Genomic DNA, 13,119 nt, shown 5'->3' with positions numbered 1-13,119 from the left:
TTACCTATACTCACAATGAGCCTGGTCCTGATATCCGCTATCCTCGCGGTATGCCCTCCCCCGAGCCGACGGTCAGCACCTCGAACCTCGCCGAGCAGTTGGTTCGGCTGACCCGCCGGATGCACCGCGCCCAGAAGCACCATCTGGAGCACCTGGACATCGCCTTCACGCCGGCGCAGTCCCGGCTGCTGCGGATCGTCGGCCACTACCGCGACACCCCACCGCGGATGGCCGACCTCGCCGAGCGGCTGGAGGTCGTCCCGCGCGCGGTGACGACGCTGGTGGACGCGCTGGAGGCGAACGGCGCGGTGCGCCGGGTGCCCGATCCGGCCAACCGTCGGGTGGTCCGCATCGAGCTGACCGACACCGGCCGGTCCACCCTGCGGGCGTTGCGCAGCGCCCGGCGGGCCGCGGCGGAGGAGATCCTGGCACCCCTGACCGCCGATCAGCGTGAGGTCCTCGGCGGTCTGCTGTCCACCCTGGTCGACGGGCCGGGTGCACCGCATTGAGCTGACGCGGAGTCAACCGGAGGAGTGCCGCCATGCCCCTGCTGGAGCCGGATCCCGCGTCCCTGCGGCCCGCCGCCGCCCCCGGTGCCGCACCCGACCGGGTGCCCGGCCGGCGGGCGGCGGGTACCCCCGAGCGGCTGCGTGCCGACCTGATCGCCCTGCTCGGTGCGGAGAAAGTGCGCCACACGATCTCCGACCTGGTCCGCCATGCCTCCGACGCCAGCCCGTACCGCTTCGTCCCCCAGGCCGTGGTGGTGGCCGAGAACGTCGACGACGTCTCCGCGGTCCTCGCCTACGCCCGGGACCAGGGCCGCCACGTCGTCTTCCGGGCCGCCGGAACCTCGCTCAACGGCCAGGCCCAGGGCGAGGACATCCTCGTCGAGGTACGCCGGCACTGGTCCGGGATCGAGGTGCTGGACGACGGCGCCCGCGCGCGGATCCGGCCGGGCACCACCGTGCTGCGTGCCAACGCCGCGCTGGCCCGCCACGGCCGGCTGCTCGGGCCCGATCCGGCCAGCGCCCTGGCCTGCACCCTGGGCGGTGTGGTCGCCAACAACGCCTCCGGCATGACGGCCGGCACCACCCGCAACTCCTACCGGACGCTGGCCTCGCTCACCGTCGTCCTGCCGTCGGGCACGGTCGTCGACACCGCGCGGCCGGACGCCGATGCCCGGCTGGCGCGCGCCGAACCGGCGCTGTGCGCGGGCCTGCTGGCGCTGAGGGCGGAGATCGAGGCGGATGTGGAACTCGTGGCCAGGATCCGCGCCAAGTACGAGATCAAGAACACCAACGGCTACCGCCTGGACGCCTTCCTCGACGGTGCGACACCCGTGCAGATCCTGCGCGGGCTGATGGTCGGCTCCGAGGGCACCCTCGGCTTCCTCGCCGAAACCGTCTTCGACACCCTGCCCCTGGACCGGCACACCGCCGGGGCGCTGCTGTTCTTCCCGACGCTGCGCGCGGCGGCCGCGGCCGTGCCGCGGTTCAACGAGGCGGGCGCGCGGGCCGTGGAGCTGATGGACGGCAATACGCTGCGCGCCTCGGTGCGGGTGGCCGGGGTGCCCGCCGACTGGGCGGGGCTGCCGCAGGAGACCACCGCGCTGCTGGTGGAGTTCCGCGCGCCCGACGAGGCCGCTCTCGACGCGTACGAGCGGGCCGGCAGGGCGGTACTGACGGAGCTGGAGCTGGTCCGGCCGGTGGCGTCGGTCAGCAACGACTTCACCCGGGATCCGGCGGTCCTCGGCGGCTACTGGAAGGCCCGCAAGGCGTTCGTCACGGCGGTCGGCGGATCCCGGCCGCCCGGTACGACGCTGATCACCGAGGACTTCGCGGTGCCGCCGGCCCGGCTCGCGGACGCCTGCACGGCGCTGCTGGAACTGCAGTCCCGGCACGGCTTTGACACCGCGGTCGCCGGCCATGCCGCCCACGGCAATCTGCACTTCCTGCTCGCCTTCGAAGCGGCCAAGCCGGACGACGTGGCGCGCTATGCCGCGTTCATGGCGGAATTCTGCCGGCTGGTCGTGGAGCGTTTCGACGGGTCGCTGAAGGCGGAGCACGCCACCGGCCGGAACATGACGCCGTTTCTCGCCCTCGAATGGGGCCCGCGGGCCACGGAGTTGATGTGGCGGATCAAGGAACTGGTGGACCCGTGGGGCGTGCTGGCCCCGCGGGTCCTGCTCGACCGCGACCCGCGGGCGCATCTGCGCGGGCTGAAGACCCTCCCCGGGATCGAGGCCGCGGCCGACCCGTGCATCGAATGCGGCTTCTGCGAACCGACCTGCCCCAGCGCGGACCTGACCACCACCCCGCGCCAGCGGATCGTGCTGCGCCGCGAAATGCTGCGGCAGCCGGCCGGCTCCCCGGTCACCACCGCGCTGCTGGACTCCTACGGCTACGACGCGGTGGACACCTGCGCCGGTGACTCCACCTGCGCCCTGGACTGTCCGGTGGGGATCGACACCGGCGCCCTGATGAAGGACTTCCGCCACCAACGGCACACCGCGCGCGAGGAGTCGGTCGCCGCCGGCGCCGCCCGGCACTTCCGGGCCGTCGAGCGGCTGGCCCGGCTGGCGGTGGCGGCAGCGGGCCGGCTCGACGACCGCGTGCTGACCGCGGTCACCGGCGCCGCCCGCCGGGCCGTCCGCCCGGATCTGGTGCCCGAGTGGCTGCCGCGAATGCCCGGTCCGGCGGCCCGCAGGCCGCCCGGGACCCGGCGGGTGGGAGCGGCCGCGGTCTACTACCCGGCGTGTGTGAACCGGATCTTCGGCGGGCCCGCCGGGTACCGGGGGCCGTCGTTGCCGGAGGCGATGGTGGCGGTGTCGCAGCGGGCGGGCCGGCCGGTGTGGATCCCGCCGGACGTGGCCGGGACCTGCTGCGCGACTATCTGGCAGTCCAAGGGATACCGGCGCGGGACCGCGGTGATGGCCAACCGCATCGTGGAGGCGGCCTGGGGGTGGACGGCGGGCGGCAGACTGCCGCTGGTGGTGGACGCCTCCTCGTGCACCCTGGGCCTGGCCCGCGAGGTCGTGCCGTATCTGACGCCGGCCAACCGTGCGCTGCACGACGGCCTGACCGTCGTCGACTCGGTCGTCTGGGCCGCCGAACATCTGCTGCCGCATCTGGCGGTGGTGCGCACGGCCGGTTCCGCGGTGCTCCATCCCACCTGCGCCATGGCGCACCTGGGCGACGAGAAGCAGCTGCGTGAGGTGGCCGAGGCGGGTGCGCGGGAGGTGGTGGTGCCGGACGACGCGGGCTGCTGCGCCTTCGCCGGCGACCGCGGGATGCTGCACCGGGAGCTGACGGAGTCGGCCACCGCGAAGGAGGCGGCCGAGGTGACCGGGCGGCGCTTCGACGCGTATCTGTCGGCGAACCGGATGTGCGAGATCGGGATGGACCAGGCGACCGGACACCCCGGTTATCGGTCGGTCCTGCTGGCGCTGGAGTGGGCCACGCGGCCCGGCCCGCCGGACGGGCACCCGGGCCCGTCCGGCGGATGAGAACGGCGCGCTCAGCGCACCGGCAGCAGCGCCACCGCCCGCTTCGCCGGGACGGTCAGCCGGACCTTCCCGTCGTCTCCGACGGTGACCGTGTGGCCGTAGCACGAGGACGGTGCGGCGGCCACGACATCGCAGTACGTACCGCCGGGCAGCGAGGTCGCGAAGGTCTGGGTGAGCTCCCCCGCGCCGTTGTTGAGCGCGACGAATCCCTTGCCGCCGCGGCCGAAGGCGATCGCGCTGCTCCCGTTGTCCCACCAGTCGGTCAGCGGGGCGGCGCCCACCGCGTTGCGGAACCCGACCATCCCGGTGATCTCCTGCTTGGCGTGCTCGCGGGTCCAGCCGCCGCTGCCGCTGGGCGGTCCGGCGTCCTTGTCGGACCACTCGTAGCCGGAGTAGACGTTCGGTGAGCCGTAGGGCGAGGCCAGCATGAAGACGTTGGCGAGGGTGTAGGCCGCGCCGTCCTTGTAGGTGAGCGTCGAGCCGTTGCGCTCGGTGTCCCAGTTGTCGACGAAGGTACGGGCCTTGTCGCCGCCGAGCTTGCCGTCCGCGACGGCCTTGAGCCCGGCGAGGTTGCCGCCCTGGAAGGCGCTCTTGAGGTGGCTGCCGTAACGGAATTCGTCCACGTCACCGGTGCCGGTGTACTCCTCGGGCTGCACCGCCTCGCCGGCACCGTAGATGACCTCCTGCACCCAGTAACCGGGGTCGCGCATCCTGCCTTTGACGGCGGCGAGGTCGGTGGCGGAGATGTGCTTGGCGGCGTCCACCCGGAAGCCGTCCACCCCCATCGACCGCAGGCCGTCGAGGTACTTGGCGATGGTGGTGCGGACGTACTCGCTGCCCGTGTCGAGGTCGGCCAGGCCCACCAGTTCGCAGGTCTGGACGTCGGTGCGGTTGCCGTAGTCGGAGATGCTCTTGCGGCAGCCGTGGAAGTCCTGGTCCTGATAGACGCCGGGGTAGTGGTACTTGGTGTACCGCGTGCCGCCGGTGCCCGTGCCGGCCCCCGCGGCCATGTGGTTGATGACGGCGTCGGCGATGACCTTGACGCCCGCGCCGTGGCAGGTGCGGACCATCGAGGCGAAGGCGTTGCGGTCGCCCAGCCGTCCAGCGATCTTGTAGCTGACGGGCTGGTACGAGGTCCACCACTGGTCGCCCTTGATGTGCTCGGTGGCCGGCGAGACCTCGACATAGCCGTAGCCGGCCGGGCCGAGCTGGTCCGTACAGGCCTTGGCGACGTCCGCGTACTTCCACTCGAACAGCGTGGCGGTGACGGTCTTTTCACCTGGTGGGATGGCCTGGGAGGGCCACGGCGCGACGGTGGCGAGGCCGGCTGCGGCCAGCACGCCGGCCAGCGCCCCGCCCAGCACACGGGAACGTTGCTGCATCTTGCGGCTCCTTGGTCATGGGGCGCGGCAGGGCACACCGCGCCCACGAGTGCAGCCACGCGCCGGGCCGCCCTGGGGGGATGGTGTACCGGAGCCTGCCGTTTGCCGCGTGGACACGTCAAGGCTTTCCGCAAGGCTTTTCAGGCCCTTGCGAAAGGAGCTGACGGTGCGACATCCGACCGTGCCCGGAGGGTCCCGCGGTGCGGCCGAGAATCCAAGCGTGTCGCGACAAGAGTCCCCTTGGCCCTCTTGTGCCCCGGCCCACCGGCCGACAGGGTCCTGACCGAGGTTCACGTATGCCCCGGTACACCACCGCTCCCTGGAGGATCGATGAACGAGGCGCCATCGCAGAACCACGACGACCACAACGAGCCCGGCCCGAGCCGCCGTTCGGTCCTCTGGACCGCCGGTGCGGCGGGGGCCGGGCTGGGGCTCGGCGGCCTGTCGTCCGGCCAGGCCGTGGCGGCCGCGCCCGGGACGGCCGGCTCCGCCGCCGCACCCGAGGCCAAGGGCAAGACCATGATCGGGGTGCCGTTCGAGCGGCGCAGCACCGTACGCGTCGGCATCATCGGCCTCGGAAACCGCGGCGGCAGCATGATCGACCTGTTTCTCGCGGTGCCGGGCGTGCAGGTCGTCGCGCTGTGCGACCCGGTGAAGGACAAGACCGCCAAGGCCGCCAAGAAGGTCACCGCCGCGGGGCAGCCCGCGCCCGCCGTCTACACCAACGGCGACCACGACTTCGAGAACCTCTGCGCGCGCGGTGACCTCGACTTCGTCTACGCGGCCACGCCCTGGGACTGGCACTTCGAGATGGCGAAGACGGCGCTGCGCAACGGCAAGCACGTGGGCGTGGAGTGCCCGATCGCGCTGCGCCTGGACCAGCTGTGGCAGCTGGTCGACCTCTCCGAGCGGACCCGCAGACACTGCATGCAGCTGGAGAACTGCTGTTACGGCAGAAACGAGATGCGGGTGCTGCGGATGGCGCACGCCGGGCTGTTCGGCGATCTGCTGCACGGCGCCGGCGCGTACATCCACGATCTGCGCGGCCTGATGTTCGACCCGAAGTACTACGAAGGGCCCTGGCGCCGGCTCTGGCACACCCGGCTGCGCGGTGACCTCTACCCCAACCACGGCTTCGGCCCGGTCGCCAACTACATGGACATCAACCGCGGGGACCGCGCCGTCCGCATCTCCAGCTTCGGCACCCCCTCCTTCGGCCTCGCCGCGTACCGCAAGGAGCACATGCCCGCCGACGACCCCAGCTGGAAGGAGTCGTACATCGAGAGCGACCGGACGATCAGCCTCGTCCAGACCGCCAAGGGACGGGTGATCCGGCTGGAGCACGACGTCTCCACCCCGCACCCCTACAGCCGCATCAACAGCCTCGGCGGCACCAAGGGCCTCTTCGAGGACTACCCCGAGCGGATCTATCTGGAGCCGGACCAGAGCAACGATCAGTGGGGCGACTTCGGCAAGTACGCGGAGTGGGACCACTGGCTCTGGAAGGAGCACGCCAACCCGCCCGGCGGACACGGCGGCATGGACTACATGCTGGTCTTCCGGCTGATGCAGTGCATGCGGCTCGGCCTCGTACCGGACTTCGACGTCTATGACGCGGCGACCTGGACCGCGCCGGTACCGCTGAGCGACCTCTCGATCAAGGCGAAGGGCGCCCCGCAGGAGATCCCCGACTTCACCCGTGGACGGTGGAAGCAGGCCCGTCCGGGGATGGATTCACAGAAGCCCGAGGAGTAGGAGCTCGGCACGGGCCCGGCGGACGGTGCCTCCGCCGGGCCCCGCGTCGGCCGGCGGAAGCCGCGCCCGGCGCCGTCCTCCCGCCGGCCGCGCGTGCGGCGCACCGCGTCCGTTCAGGCCGCCAGGTGCGCCTTGTCCCCCATGACCACCACCGGGTTCCGGGCCGGGTCGAGGGCGCGCAGCAGCGCCTGCATCCCGGACTTCGGCACGCTGACGCAGGCGGAGGTGCCGCTGCCGTGGTCCATGTGCAGCCAGACCCCGCCCCCCTTGGACTGCCCCTGCGGACGGGCCGGGTCGAGCGGAGAGGTCCCCTTGACGCGGTTGTAGTTGATCGCGACGACATAGTCGAAGTCGTGGCGGGTGTTCTTGGACCAGTACGACGGCGGGGTGAACGCCGCGGAGTGCGTATAGGGCAGCTTGGCGCCGGGGTCGGCGAGCACACCGCCCGCATCGGTCAGCGTGAACACCCCGACCGGGCTGCGCTTGTCCCCTTCGTGGTGGTTCACCGTCCAGCCGCGCCGGCCGTTGTGCGCAGCCCAACGCCCCTTTTGGTCCCATCCCTTGGCGCCCTTCTCGTAGAGGACGACGGTGGCGTCGGCGGAGTTCACGCCGTCCCCGTAGACCGCGACGACCTGACGGGAGTCGGCGGGGATCCGTGACCGCAGTGCGGCGCCGACCTCGGGGATGTGCGTGAGGTGGGTGGTGGCCGACGCCCCGCGGGCCGGGCCGCCGGGGCGCGCCCCCTTGCCCACGCCGTCGCCCTTGCCGTCGCCCCGTTCGCCGCCCCCGCTGCCGCCGCAGCCCGCCAGAAGGACCAGCCCCGCAGCGGCCACCGCCGCCATCCGCCTCGCACTGCCCGCTGTTCGCATGGCCCCCATGCTCGCACCGCCGGGTGCGCGCACCTCCGGCACCCGCCCGCCGAGGCGCGGACCACCACACGATTGTCCGAAACAAGGGGCCACAGCGGAAAAACCGTTTGAAATCAGACCTCCCGACCGTCCAACCTTCCAGAACCTCCGTCCGCGACACGACTTGGCGCGGGGCACTTCGCCTTGCCGGGAGGCCTGCCGCCATCGGCCCCACCACGACTTCGCCTGGGACATCATGCATATTCGCGACCTTCCGCATCCCGATCCGGGCGTCCCGGACGTCCGTACGGGCGGCGCCTTCCTCCGCTGGCTCTGCGCACAGCAACTCGGCGGACAGCTGTCGGCCCTCGCCTGGGGGCTGCTGAACATCGGCGCCATCGCCGCCTCCCCGCTGCCGGTCGGCCTCGCCGTGCAGGCAGTGGTGGACCGCGACGGCCGCCGGATGCTCCTGGCCGGCGGTCTGGTCCTGGCCCTGGGTCTGTTGATCGCGGTCGGCGGGGTGATGCTGCACCGCGCCGCGGTCACCAACTGGATCACCGCCGTCGCCCGGATGCAGCAGCTGCTCGCCCGCAAAACCACGGAACTGGGCTCCGCCATGACCCGGCGGGTGGCGGCCGGCGAGATCGCCGCCGTCAGCACCGGCGACCTGGAGAAGATCGGCTGGTTCGTCGAAGCGCTCTCCCGGTTCGGCGCGGCGGCCCTGACCACGGTCGGCGTGTGTGTCGCCCTCGTCTGCTACCAGCCGGCGCTGGGTGTGCTGGTCGCGCTGGGCGTCCCCGTACTGGCGCTGGCCGTACTGCCGTTGCTGCCGCCCGCCATCCGGCGCGCCGACGCCCAGCGCGACAAGGCCGGCCGGGCCACCGAGCTGGCCTCCGACACCGTCGCCGGGCTGCGCGTGCTGCGCGGCATCGGCGGTGAGGAACTCTTCCTCGGCCGCTACCGCAGCGCCTCCCAGGAGGTACGCAGGGCCGCTGTCCGCAGCGCCCGGATGTGGTCGCTGATCGCGGCCGTCCAGGTACTGCTGCCGGGCCTGCTGCTGCTCGCGGTGGTCTGGTACGGCGCCCGGCTCGCCCTCGACGGCGCGATCGCCGTCGGCGATCTCGTCGCCCTCTACAGCGCGGTCACCTTTCTGCTCTTCCCGCTCCGGCACTTCGAAGAGATCGCGCAGGCCTATGCCTTCGCCAAGCCGTCGGCGAACCGCACGGCCCGCGTACTGGCCCAGCGGCGTCCGGCCGGCGGGCTGGCCGGGGACCGGACGGCGGCGCCCACCGGCGATCTGCACGACCCGGTCAGCGGTCTGACCGCAGCGGCCGGCCGGCTGACCGCGGTGGTCTGCGGCGACCCCGACGCGGCGGGCCGGCTCGCCGAACACCTCGGCGGGCACCCGCCGTCGGCGGACGACGGCAGCGGGCCCGGCGGTCCGCCGTCCGTCGTCCTCGGCGGCACCCCGCTGGACGATCTGCCGCGCGAGGCCGCCCGCCGTGCCGTACTCGTCCAGGACAAGGACCCGATGCTGCTCTCCGGCACGCTCGGCGAGCTGCTCGACGTACCGGCCTCCGGGCGGGTGGGCGCGGCGGCGGCACTGGCCGCGGCGGAGTGCGGCGACGTACTGACCGCGCTGGCCCAGGCGTCCGCCGACGACTCGGGCGACCCGATGCGCGCCCACATCACCGAGCGCGGCCGGTCCCTGTCCGGCGGGCAGCGCCAGCGGCTGGCGCTGGCCAGATCACTGGTCACCGACCCGGAGGTACTGGTGCTGGACGAGCCGACCAGCGCCGTCGACGCACACACCGAGGCCCGGATCGCGGAGGGGCTGCGGGACCTGCGGAGCGGACGCACGACGGTCGTCCTCACCTCCAGTCCGCTCCTGCTGGACCGGGCCGACCAGGTGGTGTTCCTCCAGGAGGGCAAGGTCGCCGCCCGGGCCACCCACCGCGAACTGCTGCTGCAGCACTCCGCCTATCGCGCGGTCGTCACCCGCGCACCCGACCCCGAGCCGGCGATGTCGGCCGGCCAGACCGAGGAGAGAGCATGATCGGGCCGGCGCCCCCGGAACACGATCCGGACGCCCCGCAGACCCTCACCACCCTGCCCGTCGGCTCACCGGCCACGGTACGCCGCTACGTCGGTGACCTGATCCGCCGTCACCGCAGGGCGTTCACCGTGCTGGTCGCGGTGAACGCGGCCGCGGTGACCGCTTCCATGGCCGGCCCGTACCTGCTCGGCGGAGTCGTGGAGAAGCTGTCCACGGACGACCGCAACCTCCAGCTGGAATGGACCCTGGCGCTGTTCGCCCTCGCGCTTGGCGTCCAGACGGCGTTCGTCCGGATGGTCCGGCTGCGCGGGGCGATGCTCGGCGAGCGGATGCTGGCGGACCTGCGCGAGGACTTCCTCGTACGGTCCGTGGCGCTGCCGCCGGGCGTCCTGGAACGGGCCGGCACCGGCGATCTGCTGTCGCGGATCACCACCGACATCGACCGGCTCTCCAGCGCGATGCGCGAGGCGGTGCCGCAGCTGGCCATCGGCGTGGTGTGGGTGGCGCTGCTGCTCGGCGGGATCACCGTGACCGCGCCGCCGCTCGCTCTGGCCGTCGTACTCGCGCTGCCGCTGCTGATCGTCGGCTGCCGCTGGTACTTCAAGCGGGCACCGAGCGCCTATCGCTCGGAGGCGGCCGGCTACGCCGCGGTGTCCGCCGTGCTCACCGAGTCCGTGGACGCGGGGCGGACGGTCGAGGCACACCGGCTGGGCGCCCGCCGCATCGCACTCTCGGAGCGCCGGATCCAGGAATGGACCCGGTGGGAGCGCTACACACTCTTTCTGCGCTCGGTGCTCTTCCCGGTCGTCGACCTCACCCATGTGCTGCTGCTGGGCGCGGTGTTGCTGCTGGGCGGGGCGTTCGTCATCGGCGGCTGGATCACTCCGGGGCAGCTGACGACGGGGGCGTTGCTGTCGCAGATGATGATCGAGCCGGTCGGCATGATCCTGCGGTGGTACGACGAACTGCAGGTGGCCCAGGTGTCCATCGCGCGGCTCGTCGGCGTCCGGGAGATCGAACCGGAGGCCGCGGATCCGGAGCGGTTCCCCGACGGCCGGGACGTGCACGCCGACCGGGTCAGCTTCGGCTACCGCGCGGACGTGGACGTGCTGCGCGAGGTCTCGTTGCGGATCCGTCCCGGGAGCCGGCTGGCGCTGGTGGGGCCGTCCGGCGCGGGCAAATCGACGCTGGGCCGGCTGCTGGCCGGTATCTACGGGCCCCGCACCGGCACCGTCACCCTCGGCGGGGCCGAGCTCTCCGCGATGCCGGCCGAGCGGATCCGCGAGCAGGTGGCGCTGGTCAACCAGGAACACCATGTCTTCGTGGGCTCACTGCGCGACAATCTCCGGCTGGCGCGGGCCACGGCGGGCGAGGCCGAACTGTGGGCCGCACTCGGCGCGGTGGACGCCGACGGCTGGGCACGGGCCCTGGACGAGGGGCTGGACACCGAGGTCGGCTCCGGCGGCCATGCGCTGACCCCTGCCCAGGCGCAGCAGATCGCGCTGGCCCGGCTGGTCCTCGCCGATCCGCACACCCTCGTCCTGGACGAGGCGACGTCCCTGATCGACCCTCGGGCGGCCCGCCATCTGGAGCGTTCGCTGGGCAGGGTGCTGGACGGCCGTACGGTGGTGGCGATCGCGCACCGGCTGCACACCGCGCACGATGCCGATGTGATCGCGGTCGTCGAGGACGGCCGGATCAGCGAACTGGGCAGCCACGACGAACTGGTCGCCGCCGAGGGCGCCTACGCGGCACTCTGGCGGTCTTGGCACGGCTGATGCGGGTGCGGGCGGCGGGTGTTCGCGCACCCTGCCCGCCGTCTGCCCATCTTCCCGTCTGCTCGTCTCACCGTCTCCACGTCTGCCCGTCTCCACGTCTCCGCGTCGGCCCTCGGCCGCCGTAGGGTGATGCGGGTGCGGGCGACGGGGGCCCCGCGCCTACCGCCGACTCCGCATCAGCCTTCGGCTTGCCGCGGGCTGATGACGGTGCGGGCTACGGGGCCGGGGCCTCCCGCACCGCCGCCGTCTCCGCGTGTCCACGTCGGTCCTCGGGCGGCTCGCCGGGCACGTCAGATATAGCCGAGTGCGCCCAGCCCGCCGAGGCCGCCCAGCAGCATGAACGCCGGCATCAGCACCTTCAACTCCACCCAGCTGCCCGCCTTGAAGCGGATGGCCTGAGGCGGGCCGACGGGGTACCAGCGCTTCCGGCCTATCGGAATCGGCCACAGGACGGGACAGCCCGAGACCGTCAGGGCGTCACCGATGTCATGGACCAGCGCGCCCAGGACGACCGGCAGGCCCAGCCAGAGGTACTGCTGTCCCGGCTCGGTGAACAGCCAACTCGCGCCGTTGCCCGGCTGGTCGAGAATGCCGCCCAGGATCCAGGCCGCGGCAGCGCCCAGCAGCCACACCAGCACATCGCTGGAGACCCGCGCCGCCCGCCACAGCAGCCCCTCGATGGCGAGCACCATATGGACGAAGAGGATGCCGAGCACCGCCCAGCGGCCGCCCTGCATCGCCAGCAGCGACATCCCGCCGCCGACCAGCACGGCCCACAGCCAGGTGTGGGTGAGCGTCCGGTGCCCGCCGTTGCGGTTCGAATCACCGCGCATCTTGGTCGCCTTGTAGACGGCATGCGAGAGGGCGTCGACCACTTCGCACAGAATCCGCGAGAGCGGACCGAAGGCCCGCGAGATGGTCGCGGACTTGTGGTCGAGGTCCGGGGCCAGCGCCGCTCCGGCACAGATCAGCGCTCCGCAGACGAGCACCGGCCAGGGCATCGGATACCCGGCGGCAGCGGCCCCCGCACCCACCCCCAGCCAGGCCGCGGCCCCGGACAGCGAGTGCGCCGGTCCCATCATGATGTGCTCCCACCCTCTTCTCTTGCGCGTCGTCTCCTGCGCGCCCCAAGTGCCTCGCGCGCCCCTTGAGCTGCGCCCCTGACGCCCGTTCGGCGACTCAGCGTAGCGTCAGATGATCTCCCTGGGCGGTTGGGGTGGGGCGTCAGGTTGCAGGGGGACGGGCGAGAGTGGATGACGGGGGACGACAGCGACACCGGCGTTCCGAACGGGGAACGACGAGGGACGAGAGCAACACCGGCGCTTCGGACAGGGCGGGAGGGCGGCCCTTGGTTGGATAGGGCGCGGCCTTGGTCGGGGAGGACGGCCTTGGGGATGTCGATCAGTGCGGATGACCATCAGTGCCGACGCCCGTCAGTGCGGATGACCATCAGCGCGGATGACCATCAGTGCCGACGCCCGTCAGTGCCGACGCCCCTCAGGATGGGCGGGCGTCAGGGTGGGCGGGCGTTGATCAAGGTGGGTGTTTTCTCCGCCGGGGGTGTGTGTCGCATGCGGTGCGTGATGTCTGCCACGTGTCGACCGGCCGGGGCGCGGCGGGTGACCGTCGGTGGCGACGATGCGTCCACGTCCTGGTACGGAACGTGAGGGTGTCGAGCCGCACCGTTCTGTGGCCTGAGTTGCGGAGGCGGGCTTTTGTGCAGCTCAGGGGTGCCGGAGGGGCGTATCGGGGCGGTGACGGCGGATCAGGTCACCGACGTAGCGGCGTACCGTGG

The 13,119-nt window shown here is 72.4% G+C and carries 8 protein-coding genes; 5 read left to right on the top strand and 3 right to left on the bottom strand.

What is annotated here, in order from left to right:
- Positions 1 to 50: 50 nt before the first annotated feature.
- Together EST54_RS19290 and EST54_RS19285 are read left to right on the top strand one after the other, a co-directional pair.
- Positions 51 to 509, top strand: a complete 459-nt coding sequence (locus tag EST54_RS19290; RefSeq protein ID WP_129248885.1) for a MarR family winged helix-turn-helix transcriptional regulator — start codon at positions 51 to 53, stop codon at positions 507 to 509.
- Positions 510 to 541: 32 nt separating this feature from the next.
- The gene (locus EST54_RS19285) at positions 542 to 3,505 is read left to right on the top strand and encodes an FAD-binding and (Fe-S)-binding domain-containing protein (RefSeq protein WP_129248884.1); all 2,964 of its coding nucleotides are present in this window, start codon (positions 542 to 544) and stop codon (positions 3,503 to 3,505) included.
- Between the two features lie 11 nt (positions 3,506 to 3,516).
- Here the strand turns inward: EST54_RS19285 and EST54_RS19280 are convergent, their stop codons facing one another.
- Positions 3,517 to 4,887, bottom strand: coding sequence for an alpha-amylase (locus EST54_RS19280; protein ID WP_129248883.1), 1,371 nt, complete (start codon positions 4,885 to 4,887; stop codon positions 3,517 to 3,519).
- Positions 4,888 to 5,217: 330 nt separating this feature from the next.
- On the opposite strand from EST54_RS19280, the gene EST54_RS19275 reads away from it, so the two are divergent.
- Positions 5,218 to 6,642 (top strand): Gfo/Idh/MocA family protein, encoded by a 1,425-nt coding sequence (locus tag EST54_RS19275; RefSeq protein WP_129248882.1) that lies wholly within the window; start codon positions 5,218 to 5,220, stop codon positions 6,640 to 6,642.
- Between the two features lie 113 nt (positions 6,643 to 6,755).
- On the opposite strand, the gene EST54_RS19270 is transcribed toward EST54_RS19275, so the two are convergent.
- Complete coding sequence (locus tag EST54_RS19270) at positions 6,756 to 7,520, bottom strand: hypothetical protein (RefSeq protein ID WP_167511572.1); 765 nt, start codon at positions 7,518 to 7,520, stop codon at positions 6,756 to 6,758.
- A 226-nt stretch (positions 7,521 to 7,746) separates the two neighbouring features.
- Between EST54_RS19270 and EST54_RS19265 the strand changes: the two genes are divergently transcribed.
- Positions 7,747 to 9,546, top strand: a complete 1,800-nt coding sequence (locus tag EST54_RS19265) for an ABC transporter transmembrane domain-containing protein (protein WP_129248881.1) — start codon at positions 7,747 to 7,749, stop codon at positions 9,544 to 9,546.
- Entirely contained in the window at positions 9,543 to 11,324 is a 1,782-nt protein-coding gene (locus EST54_RS19260; protein ID WP_129248880.1) for an ABC transporter ATP-binding protein, read from the top strand. The genes EST54_RS19265 and EST54_RS19260 overlap by 4 nt, the downstream gene beginning before the upstream one ends.
- Before the next feature lie 290 nt (positions 11,325 to 11,614).
- Here EST54_RS19260 and EST54_RS19255 read toward each other — a convergent pair whose 3' ends face one another.
- Positions 11,615 to 12,406 carry a metal-dependent hydrolase gene (locus EST54_RS19255; protein WP_129248879.1) on the bottom strand — a complete coding sequence of 264 codons (792 nt, stop codon included), beginning with the start codon at positions 12,404 to 12,406 and terminating at the stop codon, positions 11,615 to 11,617.
- Between the last annotated feature and the right edge of the window lie 713 nt (positions 12,407 to 13,119).

The organism is Streptomyces sioyaensis (assembly GCF_004122735.1).
GTDB classification, from domain to species: domain Bacteria; phylum Actinomycetota; class Actinomycetes; order Streptomycetales; family Streptomycetaceae; genus Streptomyces; species Streptomyces sioyaensis.
Note: the sequence above shows the minus strand (reverse complement) of the source record. Positions and strands in the feature narration are given on the sequence as shown.

What these genes read in the sequence shown, in the direction of transcription:
- EST54_RS19290 (WP_129248885.1), top strand. Translation starts at nt 51, where the DNA reads ATGCCCTCCCCCGAGCCGACGGTCAGCACCTCGAACCTCGCCGAGCAG.
- EST54_RS19270 (WP_167511572.1), bottom strand. Translation starts at nt 7,520, where the DNA reads ATGGGGGCCATGCGAACAGCGGGCAGTGCGAGGCGGATGGCGGCGGTG.
- EST54_RS19285 (WP_129248884.1), top strand. Translation starts at nt 542, where the DNA reads ATGCCCCTGCTGGAGCCGGATCCCGCGTCCCTGCGGCCCGCCGCCGCC.
- EST54_RS19275 (WP_129248882.1), top strand. Translation starts at nt 5,218, where the DNA reads ATGAACGAGGCGCCATCGCAGAACCACGACGACCACAACGAGCCCGGC.
- EST54_RS19265 (WP_129248881.1), top strand. Translation starts at nt 7,747, where the DNA reads ATGCATATTCGCGACCTTCCGCATCCCGATCCGGGCGTCCCGGACGTC.
- EST54_RS19280 (WP_129248883.1), bottom strand. Translation starts at nt 4,887, where the DNA reads ATGCAGCAACGTTCCCGTGTGCTGGGCGGGGCGCTGGCCGGCGTGCTG.
- EST54_RS19255 (WP_129248879.1), bottom strand. Translation starts at nt 12,406, where the DNA reads ATGATGGGACCGGCGCACTCGCTGTCCGGGGCCGCGGCCTGGCTGGGG.
- EST54_RS19260 (WP_129248880.1), top strand. Translation starts at nt 9,543, where the DNA reads ATGATCGGGCCGGCGCCCCCGGAACACGATCCGGACGCCCCGCAGACC.